General features: G+C 56.5%; 11 protein-coding genes. 4 read left to right on the forward strand and 7 right to left on the reverse strand.

Annotated elements, in window-relative coordinates:
- Nucleotides 1-8: 8 nt before the first annotated feature.
- From glgX to asd, 3 genes are all read right to left on the reverse strand, one after another.
- On the reverse strand, nucleotides 9-1,994 hold the full coding sequence (gene glgX / locus ACSOSI_RS24495; RefSeq protein WP_261278267.1) for a glycogen debranching protein GlgX: 1,986 nt from the start codon (nucleotides 1,992-1,994) through the stop codon (nucleotides 9-11).
- The gene (gene glgB, locus ACSOSI_RS24500) at nucleotides 1,991-4,177 is read right to left on the reverse strand and encodes a 1,4-alpha-glucan branching protein GlgB (RefSeq protein ID WP_419246284.1); all 2,187 of its coding nucleotides are present in this window, start codon (nucleotides 4,175-4,177) and stop codon (nucleotides 1,991-1,993) included. Before glgB ends, glgX begins: the two co-directional genes overlap by 4 nt.
- A gap of 497 nt (nucleotides 4,178-4,674) precedes the next feature.
- Nucleotides 4,675-5,778 carry an aspartate-semialdehyde dehydrogenase gene (gene asd, locus ACSOSI_RS24505; RefSeq protein WP_261099989.1) on the reverse strand — a complete coding sequence of 368 codons (1,104 nt, stop codon included), beginning with the start codon at nucleotides 5,776-5,778 and terminating at the stop codon, nucleotides 4,675-4,677.
- Between the two features lie 238 nt (nucleotides 5,779-6,016).
- Here asd and ACSOSI_RS24510 point away from each other — a divergent pair, with 238 nt between their 5' ends.
- The gene (locus ACSOSI_RS24510) at nucleotides 6,017-6,610 is read left to right on the forward strand and encodes a YhgN family NAAT transporter (RefSeq protein WP_012147324.1); all 594 of its coding nucleotides are present in this window, start codon (nucleotides 6,017-6,019) and stop codon (nucleotides 6,608-6,610) included.
- 48 nt (nucleotides 6,611-6,658) lie between these two features.
- Here the strand turns inward: ACSOSI_RS24510 and gntK are convergent, their stop codons facing one another.
- The 4 genes from gntK to ACSOSI_RS24530 form a co-directional block, all read right to left on the reverse strand.
- On the reverse strand, nucleotides 6,659-7,186 hold the full coding sequence (gene gntK / locus ACSOSI_RS24515) for a gluconokinase (RefSeq protein ID WP_012147325.1): 528 nt from the start codon (nucleotides 7,184-7,186) through the stop codon (nucleotides 6,659-6,661).
- A 104-nt stretch (nucleotides 7,187-7,290) separates the two neighbouring features.
- The gene (gene gntT, locus ACSOSI_RS24520) at nucleotides 7,291-8,607 is read right to left on the reverse strand and encodes a gluconate transporter (protein ID WP_012147326.1); all 1,317 of its coding nucleotides are present in this window, start codon (nucleotides 8,605-8,607) and stop codon (nucleotides 7,291-7,293) included.
- A 330-nt stretch (nucleotides 8,608-8,937) separates the two neighbouring features.
- On the reverse strand, nucleotides 8,938-9,933 hold the full coding sequence (gntR, locus tag ACSOSI_RS24525; RefSeq protein ID WP_017894317.1) for a gluconate operon transcriptional repressor GntR: 996 nt from the start codon (nucleotides 9,931-9,933) through the stop codon (nucleotides 8,938-8,940).
- A 131-nt stretch (nucleotides 9,934-10,064) separates the two neighbouring features.
- Nucleotides 10,065-10,760 carry a pirin family protein gene (locus ACSOSI_RS24530; protein ID WP_012147328.1) on the reverse strand — a complete coding sequence of 232 codons (696 nt, stop codon included), beginning with the start codon at nucleotides 10,758-10,760 and terminating at the stop codon, nucleotides 10,065-10,067.
- Nucleotides 10,761-11,147: 387 nt separating this feature from the next.
- Between ACSOSI_RS24530 and ACSOSI_RS24535 the strand changes: the two genes are divergently transcribed.
- The 3 genes from ACSOSI_RS24535 (at nucleotide 11,148) to ACSOSI_RS24545 (ending at nucleotide 13,643) form a co-directional block, all read left to right on the forward strand.
- Nucleotides 11,148-11,666 (forward strand): GNAT family N-acetyltransferase, encoded by a 519-nt coding sequence (locus ACSOSI_RS24535; protein WP_012147329.1) that lies wholly within the window; start codon nucleotides 11,148-11,150, stop codon nucleotides 11,664-11,666.
- Nucleotides 11,663-12,841, forward strand: a complete 1,179-nt coding sequence (locus tag ACSOSI_RS24540) for a P1 family peptidase (protein ID WP_017894320.1) — start codon at nucleotides 11,663-11,665, stop codon at nucleotides 12,839-12,841. Before ACSOSI_RS24535 ends, ACSOSI_RS24540 begins: the two co-directional genes overlap by 4 nt.
- A gap of 481 nt (nucleotides 12,842-13,322) precedes the next feature.
- On the forward strand, nucleotides 13,323-13,643 hold the full coding sequence (locus ACSOSI_RS24545; protein WP_017894321.1) for a hypothetical protein: 321 nt from the start codon (nucleotides 13,323-13,325) through the stop codon (nucleotides 13,641-13,643).
- Nucleotides 13,644-13,729: the final 86 nt, after the last annotated feature.

Here is a 13,729-nt window from a genome sequence, read left to right on the forward strand (position 1 = left end):
GACTCCTTTTATTTTTTCTTGACCAGCACGCAAATCGAGTGCGCAGCCTGGTTCCAGGCGGGTAAGACCGCCCGCGAATCTTCCTGAGTAAAGGGGGCGACAAGCTGCCAATCGCCGGCAGGCAACGTCATCTCCACCGCCTGCTGCGTGGCGTTCACTACCACCAGCCAGCGTTGTGACAGACAGATCTGCAACTGCAGATCTCCCTGCTCCCACTGTTGCGCGCTGAGCGATTGCCCCTGCGCGTTCAGCCACTGCACGTTACCGTCGCCCTCCTGCCACCAGCGGTCATGCTGCAGGGCGGGAATTTGTTGGCGCAGGTGGATCAGTGCGGCGGTGTAAGCGGTGAGTGAGTCATCCGCCGTGGCCCAGTCGAGCCAGGTGATAGCGTTGTCCTGACAATAAGCATTGTTGTTGCCCTGCTGGCTGTGTCCATGTTCATCGCCGGCCAGCAGCATCGGCGTTCCCTGGGACAGCAATAACGTGGCAAGCAGTGCCTGCCGGCTGGCCCTACGGCGTTGCACAATGGCGTCGTCGGCTATCGGGCCTTCAACACCGTGGTTGTTGCTAAAGTTACGGTCGCTGCCGTCGCGGTTACCTTCGCCGTTCAGTTGGTTGTGCTTACGGCTAAAGCTGACCAGATCCTGCAGGGTAAAACCGTCATGAGCGGTCAGCATGTTGATGCTGGCGTACGGCGCACGCCCGCGTTGGTTGAACAGGTCACTGGAAGCGGCAAAACGCTGGGCGAACTGACCGAGCGAAATATCGCCCTGCAGCCAGAAGCGGCGCATATCGTCCCGGTAATGGTCGTTCCACTCGGCAAAACGACCGGGAAACTCACCCACCTGATAGCCGCCGGGACCAATATCCCAGGGTTCGGCGATCAGCTTGCAGCGTGACAGCAGGTCGTCGGCCAGCATCGCCTGGAACAGCGGCGCGTCGCGATCGAACGCTGGCGTGCGGCCGAGCACGCTACCCAGATCAAAGCGGAAGCCGTCTACGTGACACTCACCCACCCAAAAACGCAGGCAGTCCATCACCCAGGCTACGCCCTGTGGTTGATCAAGCCGCAGCGTGTTACCGCAGCCGGTATCGTTCACGTAGCCTCCCTCGGGAGTGAGCCAGTAATAGCCCGGGTTATCGATGCCACGCAGCGACAGCGTCGGCCCGTCGGTATCCAGCTCGGCGCTGTGGTTGAACACCACGTCGAGGATCACTTCAATCCCGGCCTTATGCAGCGCCTTCACCGCGTCGCGGAATTCGCGCAGCGGCGTCATGTCGGTACGCAGGCTGGAGTAACGGTTATCCGGCGCATAGGGCGCCAGCACGTTATAGCCCCAGTAGTTAATCAACCCGAGGCGTTGCAGGCGCGGCTCGGAGCTGTGTTGCTGCACCGGCAGCAGTTCCAGCGCGGTAATGCCAAGGCGCTTGAAGTAGGCGATCATCACCGGGTGGCCGAGCGCGGCAAAACTGCCACGCAGCACCTGCGGGATCTCCGGGTGTTGCAGGGTCAGACCGCGCACATGCGCTTCGTAGATCACCGTTTTGCCCCACGGCGTGGCCGGCGGGCAATCATCCTGCCAGTCGTAGGCTTCGTCGATCACCACGCACTTTGGCATCAGCTCGGCGCTGTCATGCCGATCCGGCCGGTCATAGCCACCATGCAGGTAGGGGTCATCGGCCACCGGTCCCTCGACCGCGCGGGCGGCGGGATCCAGCAGCAGCTTATTGGGGTTAAAACGCAGCCCCTGCGCAGGATCAAACGGGCCATGCACCCGGTATCCATAACGCTGGCCCGGTTTGCCGCCCGGCAGATAACCGTGCCAAATATCACCGCTGCGCGTCGCCAGCGGCAGGCGAACTTCACGCTGTTGTTCGTCAAACAGGCACAGCTCCACCCCGGTAGCATGGGCGGAATACAGGCTAAAGTTGATGCCGTTACCGTCATAGTGCGCCCCGAGAGGCGCGGCGATGCCGGGCGTCAGCTCAGTCATTGCGCCTCCCGCAGCAGGTAGATGGTCGCCAGCGGCGGTACGGTCACGCTAATCGAATGCTCGCGGCCGTGGTTGCCTATCTGCTCGGACACCACGCGCCCCTGGTTGCCGGTATTGCTGCCGTGATAATGGTGCGAGTCGGTATTGAGGATTTCCCGGTACTCACCGGGGCGGGAAATACCGATGCGATAGTGGTGACGCGGCACCGGGGTAAAGTTGCTGACAGCGATCAGCTCATTGCCATGCGCATCATAGCGGGCGAAGGCAAACACCGAATTGTCATGGTCGTCCACCACCAGCCACTCAAAACCGTCCGGCCGGTAGTCACGCTCATACAACGGCGCCTGCTGTTGATAGCAATGGTTAAGATCGCGCACCAGCCGCTGCACGCCATGATGCCAGCCGTCCAGCCCTTCCAGCAGATGCCAGTCGAGGCTGCTGTCGAAATTCCATTCGCGGCCCTGGGCGAACTCGCAGCCCATAAACAACAGTTTTTTGCCCGGGTGCGCCCACATAAAGCCGTAGTAGGCACGCAGGTTGGCAAACTTCTGCCAGGCGTCGCCGGGCATGCGGTCGAGAATCGATTTCTTGCCGTGCACCACTTCGTCATGGGAAATCGGCAGCACGAAGTTTTCGGTGTAGGCGTACAACATGCCGAAGGTCATCTGATTGTGATGATACTTGCGGTGTACCGGGTCGCATTGCATGTAGTTGAGCGTGTCGTGCATCCAACCCAGATTCCATTTGTAGTGGAACCCCAGCCCGTTAGATTCCGGCGGCAGCGTTACCCCTGGGTAATCGGTGGACTCTTCCGCCAGCGTCACCGCACCGGGCCGCTCCTTGCCGATGCTCTGGTTGGTGTAACGCAGGAAGGCAATGGCCTCCAGATTTTCGTTGCCACCGTAGTAGTTCGGTACCCATTCGCCTTCGGCACGGCTGTAATCGCGGTAGATCATCGAAGCCACCGCATCGACACGCAATGCGTCGATGCCATAGCGTTCCAACCAGTAAAGGGCATTACCCGCCAGATAGTTACGCACTTCATGGCGGCCATAGTTGTAAATCAGGGTATTCCAGTCCTGATGGAAGCCTTCACGCGGGTCGGCGTATTCATACAGCGCGGTGCCGTCGAAATTCGCCAGGCCATAGGCATCGCTGGGGAAATGCCCCGGCACCCAGTCCAGGATCACGTTGATGCCCGCCCGGTGCGCCGCCGCGACAAAATCTTTGAAGTCGGCCGGGGTGCCGAAACGCCGGGTCGGGGCATACAACCCCAACGGCTGATAGCCCCAGCTGCCGTCAAACGGATGCTCGTTAATCGGCAGCAGCTCGATATGAGTGAACCCCATGTCCTTGACGTAATCAATCAGCTGCACGGCCAGTTCGCCATAGCTGAGCCAGAAATTATCGTCGGTGTGACGCCGCCACGAGCCAAGATGCACCTCGTAGATCGAAATCGGTCGGTCAAAATCATTGGCCCGCTGGCGTTGCGGGGTGTTTTCCACCACCTCCGGCAACGGCGTCACCAGCGACGCGGTATCCGGCCGCATTTGCGCCTCGAAGGCGTAAGGATCGGCCTTCAACTGGGTATTGCCGTAGCAGTCTATAATTTCGTACTTGTACAATTGCCCGGCTTTCACCCCCGGCAGGAACAGCTCCCAAATCCCGTTTTCACGCCGCAGGCGCATCGGGTGGCGGCGGCCGTCCCAGAAGTTAAACTCGCCAACCACCGAGACGCGCTGGGCATTCGGCGCCCAAACGGCAAAGCTGACGCCTTCGACGTCATCAAGCGTACTGAGGTGTGCCCCCAGACGTTCATAAGGACGCAAATGGGTGCCTTCGGCCAGCAACCAACTGTCAATATCCTGCAGCAGGGTGCCGAAACGGTAGGGATCGTCGACGATCTGCTGATGATCCTGCCAGCGAACTTCGAATTGATAGCGGAACGGGGTTTTGCGACGCGGTACCGTGGCGCTGAAAAAGCCGCGCGCATCGTCGCAGTTTAGCTGCACCAGACGCCGGCCGGTTTGCTGCTCCAGCAGCCAGACTTCGCTGGCATCAGGCAACAGCGCACGCACCTGCAGACCGTTATCGGCCGCATGCATACCCAGCAGAGAAAAGGGGTCGGCAGAATTGCCGGAGAAAAGCTGATCAATCACGTCACGATCGGGAAGTACAGGCATAGTCTTCTTCCTAAGATTAAGAGCATGATTTATAAGGGGCCGCGTAAGCTCATCGTCTTTCAGGTTGCCGCGAAATGGCTGCACCTTGAGATCCACAGGGCGTAACGCTTAATCCATAGCCGTTTTGGTTATCATGCAATTCATTCGGTATCTAAAGCGTGATTGCGGTCGGTTATTGATCAATTCTCACCTTCCCGGCCCGAATTCCGCTCTTTATGCTTATTTTTAGCGCTGGTGAAAATGTATCCGCCAGCCCTTTAAGCATAGCCAATGCCGGTTAAAAACATTGCCCATTAGCAAGGAAAACTCTTCATTAAGAAAACTGCCAGCCTGACAGCGTCTTTGCGCTGCTGCCCGCGTGGAGAAGTGCTGATGACTTGTGTGCTTTTCCCCCTTTGCAGCGATTTGGTCCATAGCGCGCAGAAACGAAGAAAAAGGAAGAAAATAAGGCTTTTGGGGGCCAAAAGAGGTCAGCCCCCGGGAAGTACAGTTCAGGTTTACAGCAGGATGCGCAGCATGCGGCGCAGCGGCTCGGCCGCACCCCACAGCAACTGGTCACCCACGGTGAACGCAGACAGGTATTCCGGCCCCATATTCAGCTTGCGCAGGCGACCGACCGGAGTGTTCAGCGTCCCGGTGACCGCTGCCGGCGTCAGTTCACGCATGGTCAGTTCACGGTCGTTCGGGATCACCCGCACCCAGTCATTATGGGTCGCCAGCATTTGTTCGATTTCCGGCAGCGAAACGTCCTTTTTCAGCTTCAGGGTAAACGCCTGGCTATGGCAGCGCAGCGCGCCAACGCGCACGCACAGACCGTCGACCGGGATCACCAGGCCGCTGTTCAGGATTTTGTTGGTCTCCGCCTGGCCTTTCCACTCTTCACGGCTCTGGCCGTTATCGAGCTGCTTGTCAATCCAGGGGATCAGGCTGCCGGCCAGCGGCACGCCAAAGTTATCGGTCGGCAGTTTGCCGCTGCGGGTGGCCTCAGTGACCTTACGCTCGATATCCAGAATCGCCGAAGCCGGGTCCTGCAGCTCTTTCGCCACGTCGGCGTGCAGCATGCCCATTTGGGTCAGCAGTTCACGCATGTGACGCGCGCCACCGCCGGAAGCCGCCTGATAGGTAGCAACGGACGCCCACTCCACCAGATCATTGGCGAACAGGCCGCCCAGCGACATCAGCATCAGGCTGACGGTGCAGTTACCGCCGACAAAGGTCTTGATGCCTTTATCCAGGCCCTGCTGAATCACGGCACGGTTGACCGGATCCAGAATGATGATCGCGTCATCCTGCATGCGCAGAGAAGAAGCGGCGTCGATCCAGTACCCCTGCCAGCCGGTTTCACGCAGCTTTGGGTAAATTTCGTTGGTATAATCGCCGCCCTGGCAGGTAATAATAATGTCGAGCGCGCTCAGCGCATCAACATCGTAAGCATCCTGCAGCGTGCCCTGCTGGCCGCCGAAGGTGGGTGCCGCCTGGCCGTGTTGCGAGGTGGAGAAAAAGACCGGGCGAATGGCGTCAAAATCACGCTCTTGCGTCATGCGTTGCATGAGTACGGAGCCGACCATTCCGCGCCAACCGATGAAACCAACGTTTTTCATAATGACTGTCCTGCCTTGGAGGATGACTGCTATAAGTTGTGTGCAATATCTCTCCACCTTACAAAATGTCGGCGCAGGCGCAAAGTGAATTTATTCGATGGGTGAGCGATTCTCAGCAATCCTTCTTATATACCTGGGGATGAGCGAGCTGGTCGCCTGGCTGTAACTTGAAAGTCATAGGGTATAGGTTATTAAGCGGTCGGGATGACCGACGCACTTTTCAGATTCAGAGGTAGTAATGACAGAGATGATTTCGGTCACGGTGTTGCTGTTTTTAATCATGGATCCGCTGGGCAATTTGCCGATTTTTATGTCGGTGCTCAAGCACCTGGAGCCGCGTCGTCGTCGGGTGGTGTTGATCCGTGAACTGCTGATCGCCCTGCTGTTGATGCTGATTTTCCTGTTTGCCGGTGAAAAAATTCTGGCGTTCCTTAATCTGCGCACCGAAACCGTATCCATTTCCGGCGGGATTATTCTGTTCCTGATCGCCATCAAGATGATTTTTCCCTCGCAGGAGGGTGACAGCAGCGGGCTTTCCGCCGGTGAAGAACCTTTCCTGGTGCCACTGGCCATCCCGCTGGTGGCCGGCCCTTCGATTCTGGCCTCGCTGATGCTGCTGTCGCACCAGTATCCAAACCAGATTTCATATCTGGTGGTGGCGCTGCTGATTGCCTGGGGCATTTCCGCCGCCATTTTGCTGATGTCGAACCTGTTCCTGCGCCTGCTGGGTAGCAAAGGGGTGAGTGCGCTGGAAAGGCTGATGGGGCTGATTCTGGTGATGCTGTCGACCCAGATGTTCCTGGACGGCGTGAGAGCTTACATGAAGTTGTAGTGAAGTTACTGGCGCCAGTACGGCGCCGAGAAGTGGCGGCAGCCCGGGTTACTGGGCTGCAACACGACGAATATAGGCCAGGGTATCGGCCACCACGCCGTCCAGCGGCTGGTCAATCTCGATCGCCTGCACGTCTTGTTCTTGCTCGTTCGGCTCTTCTAAAGTAGCGAATTGGGAAACCAACATCTGCGGCTTGAAGAAATGGCCCTTGCGCTGCTTCAGACGCTCTTCAATCACCGCCTTGTCACCCTTCAGATAGATGAAATGCAGATTGCGGTTACCTTCGCGCAGACGGTCACGATAGCTCTTTTTCAACGCCGAACAGACCAGCAGTGAAACATCGTTGGTGCGCTCCATGGCAAAAATCGCGTCATTCAACGCCGCCAGCCACGGGGCACGATCGTTATCGTCCAGCGCGTGCCCGGCGGCCATTTTATTGATGTTGGCACGCGGATGCAGGTAGTCGCCGTCCAGCATGGCGGCATTCGCCTCATGGGCAACGGCGTTGGCCACGGCGGATTTTCCGCTGCCGGAAACGCCCATCAAAATAAATACGTGGTGCTGTGGATTGCTCATATGTCATGCCCTTATGGGATCAGATGACGCTGGTAGCGTCATCAAATGCGCCCCAAACTCAAAATAGTTTCCGACACCGCCAAGGTGCCGGAAACCTCAGTATTTTAGACGACCGTCGCCAGCAGTAGGCAACCTACCAAACCACAGACTGAAATGATGGTTTCCAGCACCGACCAGGATTTAATGGTTTCCATGATGCTCAGGTTGAAGTACTCCTTGAACAGCCAGAAACCCGGGTCATTGACGTGAGAGAAAATCACGCTGCCTGAACCGACCGCGATCACCATCAGTTCCGGACTGGCGCCGGTAGTGGCGATCAGCGGAGCAACGATACCCCCGGCGGTAATCGCCGCCACGGTAGCCGAACCCAGTGCCAAACGCAGTGCGGCGGCAATCGACCATGCCAACAGAATCGGCGAGACGTTACTGCCTTCCATCAGGGCGGCAATATATTTCTCTACGCCGCTGTCGACCAGCACTTGCTTGAACGCGCCGCCACCGCCGATGATCAACAGCATCATGGCGATAATCTTGATGGAGTCGGTGATGGTGCCCATCACTTCATCCATGGTGCGGCCACGGTTCAGGCCAAAGGTGAAGATAGCAATCAGCACCGCAATCAGCGTCGCCATTACCGGATCGCCGAAGAACTCGGCAAAGCGCAACAGGCTATGACCCTTCGGCAGCACCATTTCGGCTACCGCGCGCAGCGCCATCAGGATCACCGGCACCAGAGAGGTTGCCACGCTGATACCAAAGCTTGGCATTTCCGCTTCGGTGAAGATTTTTGGGTTATACAGGCCTTCCGGTACCGGCTTGTCGATACCTTTCAGGAAGCGGGCATAAACCGGACCGGCCAGGATCACCGTCGGGATAGCCAGCAGCGTACCGTACAGCAGGGTTTTACCCATATCGGCATGGAAGATGGTGGCGATAGCCGTTGGGCCAGGGTGCGGCGGCAGGAAACCGTGGGTTACCGACAGCGCAGCCGCCATTGGCACACCGACATACAGCAGAGGAACGCGCGCGGAAGCGGCGATACTGAATACCAGCGGCAGCAACAGCACGAAACCCACCTCATAGAACAGCGCGAAGCCGACGGTAAAGCCCGTCAGCACCACTGCCCACTGAATGTGTTTTTTACCGAACTTTTCGATCAGCGTAGTGGCGATGCGCTGGGCGCCGCCGCAGTCCGCCAGCAGCTTGCCGAGCATGGCACCAAAACCCATGATCAACGCCAGGCTACCCAGCGTGCCGCCAACGCCGGCCTTGATGGAGCCGATCACTTTATCGACCGGCATCCCCTGGGTGATCCCGACCGCCAGAGCAACCAAAATCAAAGAGATAAAGCCGTTCAGCTTAAAGCGAATCATCAGCAGCAGCAGCAGCGCTACGCCGCCTGCAACAATCACTAATGGCATAATTTTTCTCCAACCTTTTTATCGCAGACCCTCTTTACGATAGATCGTAAAGCGCGCGTTTGTTGTATTTTTAGGCTCTTCCCGGTGTTAGAAGACGAGCTGTAGGTGGTGCTGAGGCAAAGGTTCTATCGCGATCAATATCACCGCACACTCATTGTTACCGGTATCATGATACCGGTAACAACCCGATCGCCGGAACCGGGTAACGGGCTAAAATTCCCGTTCTGGGATAGAGATCAAACTTATGGGGGTAACAGGGGGCAGGCTTACAGAGGGAAATGAAAACGCGCCAAGCAGCGCGGTTCCAGAATTAAAATGGCTTAAAACCGATCAGATACTGCCACCGGGGATCACGGTGAAACCGACGTCCACCATGCGCGGGCTGACCGTTTCACCCCGCAGTCGGGCCAACAGGCGTTCGGCGCCGATTTGCCCCATACGTTCACGCGGCGTCAACACGCTGGCCAGCTTCGGCACCATCACCTGACCGATATCGTGGCCGTGGAAACCGGCAATCGCCATATCGTTGGGGATCGACAGCCCCTGCCGCTGGCACTCGAAGGTAGCCCCTATTGCCAGGTCATCGTTGGTGCAGAAAATACTGTCAATCTGCGGGTAGTCGCGTTGCGCCTGACGCAGCAGTTCACCACCGGCGGAATAAGAAGACGAACGCGCCGTCATCACGCTGTACGGCTGCAGACCGGATTCACGCATCGCCTGTTCATAGCCCTGCTGTTTGATAATGGTACGTTCATCCTGACGCGCGCCGAAATACACCACGTGGCGATGGCCGTGCGCGATGATTTGCTGGGTCATCTGGCGTGCGGCCTCAAAGTTATTGAAACCTACCGCCAGATCGATACAGGGTGAAACGCAGTCCATCAGCTCGACGACCGGGATACCCGCAACCTCGATCATTTTCATGGTACGTGGCGTATGGTGACGTTCAGACAGGATCAACCCGTCAATATTGTAAGACAGCAACGAGGTCAGGCGCTGTTCTTCACGCTCCGGCAAATAGCCGTAGTGCGCCAGCATGGTCTGGTAATTGTGCGCATCGGTGACGCTCTCGATGCCGCGCAATACTTCGGCAAACACCTGGTTGGTCAGCGACGGCAGCAGGACGCCAATGGCGCGGCTGGTGGAGTTGGAAAGGATATCCGGCGCACGGTTGGGAATGTAGCCCAGCTCATCAAGCGCGACGGCAATTTTTTGCTGCAAGACGGCAGAAACCTGATCGGGATTACGCAGATAACGGCTCACCGTCATCTTGGTCACGCCAACCTTGTCTGCAACATCTTGGAGTACCGGCCGTTTTTTCTTCATTATCAATGAACTGGCTAACCGTGAATGGGCGCTCATTTTAGCAAAAAAAAACCGGGGCCGATATTGTTGGTTGTTGGAAGGTACGACGCAAAAAGGGCTCATCGCGTGAGCCCTTGATATTTACCGCTTAATCAGACTGGCGGCAGATCGAACAGCAAGATTTCGCTGTCTTCATCGGCCTTAATCGACAGTGCGGTTTCATCCCACACCGCGAAAGCATCGCTGGTGCCGGCCTGTTGACCGTTGACCGTCACCTTACCGCGTACCACCTGGATCCACACGCGACGTCCGGCTTCAATCGGGCACTCCGCCAGTTCGTCTTTACCTAACGCCCAACGGGACAGCGTCATGTCCTGGAACACCTTCAGTGAACCTTCACGTGCGTCCGGCGACAGCACCAGTTGGCGCCCCTGTGGCGCATCAAACATGCGTTGCTCATAACGCGGTTCCAGCCCGACCCGATCGGGAATGATCCAAATCTGGTACAGGTGCAACGGACGATCGCTATTGCCGTTGTACTCGGAGTGACGTACTCCGGTGCCGGCACTCATGATCTGGAATTCACCGGCCTGGATCTGCTCTTTATTGCCCATGCTGTCCTGGTGTTCTACCGTGCCGCTCAGCACGTAGGTCAGGATTTCCATGTCTTTATGCGGGTGGGTGCCAAAACCCTGCCCTGCGTCAATCACGTCTTCGTTGATCACCCGCAGCGCCGAGAACCCCATAAAATCAGGATCGTGATAGTTGGCAAATGAGAAGGTGTGCCAGCTGTCCAGCCAACCATGATTGGCATGACCGCGATCTTCTGCCTTACGTAAATAAATCATATTCAACTCTCCTCAATGTTTTTTACAGTCTAGTCCTGACAGCAGAATAAGAAAGCGCAAAAAACTCTTCCCTCTGTTCAAAAAATTAGATGGAGTTATGGAGCCATGGGCAGTGAATTTGGAGGAGGCTTGGAGGGCGGAACGCAGGCAAAAAAAAAGCCAGCACCCGAGCTGGCTAAGTAATACTTGGAAGCAATGTGAGCAATGTCGTGCCTTCGTAGCGAGGGTACCAAAGGTTGATACTCTCCCGAGAACGCATCGCAATAATAATCATTATCATTCGTATCTGTAAAGCGTTTTTTTAACCAATCCGAAATAATATTGACTCGAAACATTAAACGGATAAATTCAGAGGTTATTCAACCGGTAAGCCAAAGGAGCAGCGTAATGAGTGAAATCGTAGTTCGTCACGTGGAAACGGCAGATGCACAGGCCCTGCATCAACTTTATTCTCAGCCGAAGGCTTACCGTGACACGCTACATCTTCCACTACATTCAATCGAGTCGTGGCACCAACGCCTTGCCAACCTTGAACCAGGTACCCATAGCCTGGTGGCCTGCATCGACGGGCAAATCGTCGGCCAACTGGGCCTTATGCTGAACCAGCGGGTGCGCCGCCGTCACGTGGCGAGCTTTGGCATTGGCGTTGATGACCGCCATCAGGGCAAAGGCGTCGGCAGCAGCCTGATGACCGCAATGATTGACCTCTGCGACAATTGGGCGGCAATCGAACGCATCGAACTGACGGTGTTTACCGACAATCAGGCCGCCATTGCGCTTTACCGCAAGTTCGGTTTTGAAATTGAAGGCACCAGCCGTGCCTACGCCATGCGCGACGGTGAGCTGGTCGATTCCCATCACATGGCGCGTTTTCGCAGCGAACAACAGAAAAAACCCTCATTATGAGTGAAAGCAAAAGTGGATCAGGGGCGGCAAACCGCCCCTTCACCGTCAGCCGCCGCACCTTTGTGCAAACGCTGGCCTGCGTAACGGGTGCTATCGGCATCCTTTCTCCCACCACCTTTCTGGGGGCCGCGATGCCAACCTCTCCAGCCGTCCGTACCGGCGCCCGTAACCTGATTACCGACGTGCCCGGCCTGCGGGTCGGTGTCGCCCAGGACAGTCGGGTGCGTACCGGTACCACGGTGATCTTGCCGGATCGCCCGGCGACAGCCGCCGTCGACGTACGCGGTGGCGGCCCGGCAACCCGTGAAACCGATGCGCTGGGTGAAGATAACCTGGTGCAAACCCTCGATGCGCTGGTGCTGAGCGGCGGCTCGGTGTATGGCCTGGCGGCGGCGGATGGCGTGGCCGCCTGGCTCGGGCAACAGGGCAAAGGCTATGCGCTGCGCCCGGCTCCGGGCGTGCCGGTCTCCCCGATAGTCCCCACCGCATGCCTGTACGATCTAAGCAACGCCGGCGATAAAGACTGGCAGCTTAATCCTCCTTATCGTCAACTGGGGATCGAGGCTGCGAGCAAAGCAGGTCACGACTTCCCGCTCGGTACCGTAGGCGCAGGCTATGGCGCCATGACCGGCATGGGCAAGCTGAAAGGCGGCCTCGGGTCGGCTTCAATCATGGCGGCTAATGGCGCTACCGTCGGCGCACTGGTAGCGGTCAACAGCCTGGGTTCTGTGGTGGCCCCGGGCACCCGCGCCTTCTGGGCTACGCCTTATGAAATCAACGGCGAGTTTGGCAATGGCGGAGCCTCGGCACTGGCACAACTGCACGGCCAGGGCGAAGACTGGATGCCCGAAGAACCGACGGGCGGCAGGAAGAACACCACCCTGGCCTGTATCGCCACCGATTTGGCATTGACACGGGTAGAGCTTAAACGCGTGGCAATGATGGCACAGGACGGCATGGCGCGTGCTATCCGCCCACTGCATAGCCCGTTCGACGGCGACGTGGTGTTTGCCCTGTCCACCGGCCAACGTAAAGTCGAAGGCAGCCGAGAGCTGGCGGTGCTACAGATTGGCGCGCTGGCGGCAGACACCCTGGCACGAGCGATCGCCCGTGGCGTTTACGCGGCAACCCCATGGCCCGGTGGGCAGGTCACCACCTGGAAAACTCTCGCCTGACAGCCGGAATAAAAAGTGGCGCATTGATGGCTCAAGCGCCCCTTGCAGATCCCTGCCGGCTTAAAAGCCGGCAGTCTCTTTGAGGTAATGAATAGCTATATAATGGACTAAATAGAAAAGAGAATTGGCTATTAAGCCTTACAAAAACAATCAACAAAATACAGACCAGACACTTTAGGAATTTAATATCCCGTAGATATAAAGTCGCGTTATAAATAAACGCACACATCTTTACCCGTTAATCAATAAACCGACCATAAATGTAACGCCAAAACTACACATCCATTTTAAATTCACACATAACCAATTGTTATATATGAAATCATCAAGAAAACCAGACCGTTCAGTAGCAATATTTTGATATGTGTTTTCAATGAAAACTAAACGACATTGATTTGCACACTTCGAATAAGAACTAAGGTTATCGACGGCTGTCTTTATGTTGGGACACACAACAATACACAGACGGAGTAACTATCAAATGACAATGCGTTTTTGTACTTTATTATTAGGAACTGCGCTTCTCTTATCCGGTTGCGCAGTAAAAAACGACAATACCCGGGTCGGATTTATTGGTTTATCTTATCATAGCAACATAGAGAAACTGCCGAATGGAGATTATACGGCGGCGGTGGAAGCTTCACCTGGCCGCGGAAGAGTAACTGGCGCCGAGGCCCTGGTAGCAAAGGATGCTGCAGATTATTGCAAACTGCAAAACAAGGCGATGAAAGAAGTTAAATCAGAAACCGATTCGCACCTTTTGGTTAATGGCGTCGCAAAGCTCGTTTTCCAATGCGTATAGTTTTAAGAGCAAACGCCAAAAGGCCTTTGTTCGTGACTGGCAGGCTGGTCACCACCTGGAAAACTCTCGCCTGACAGACAGAATAA

This window comes from Serratia sp. AR11 (assembly GCF_056376275.1).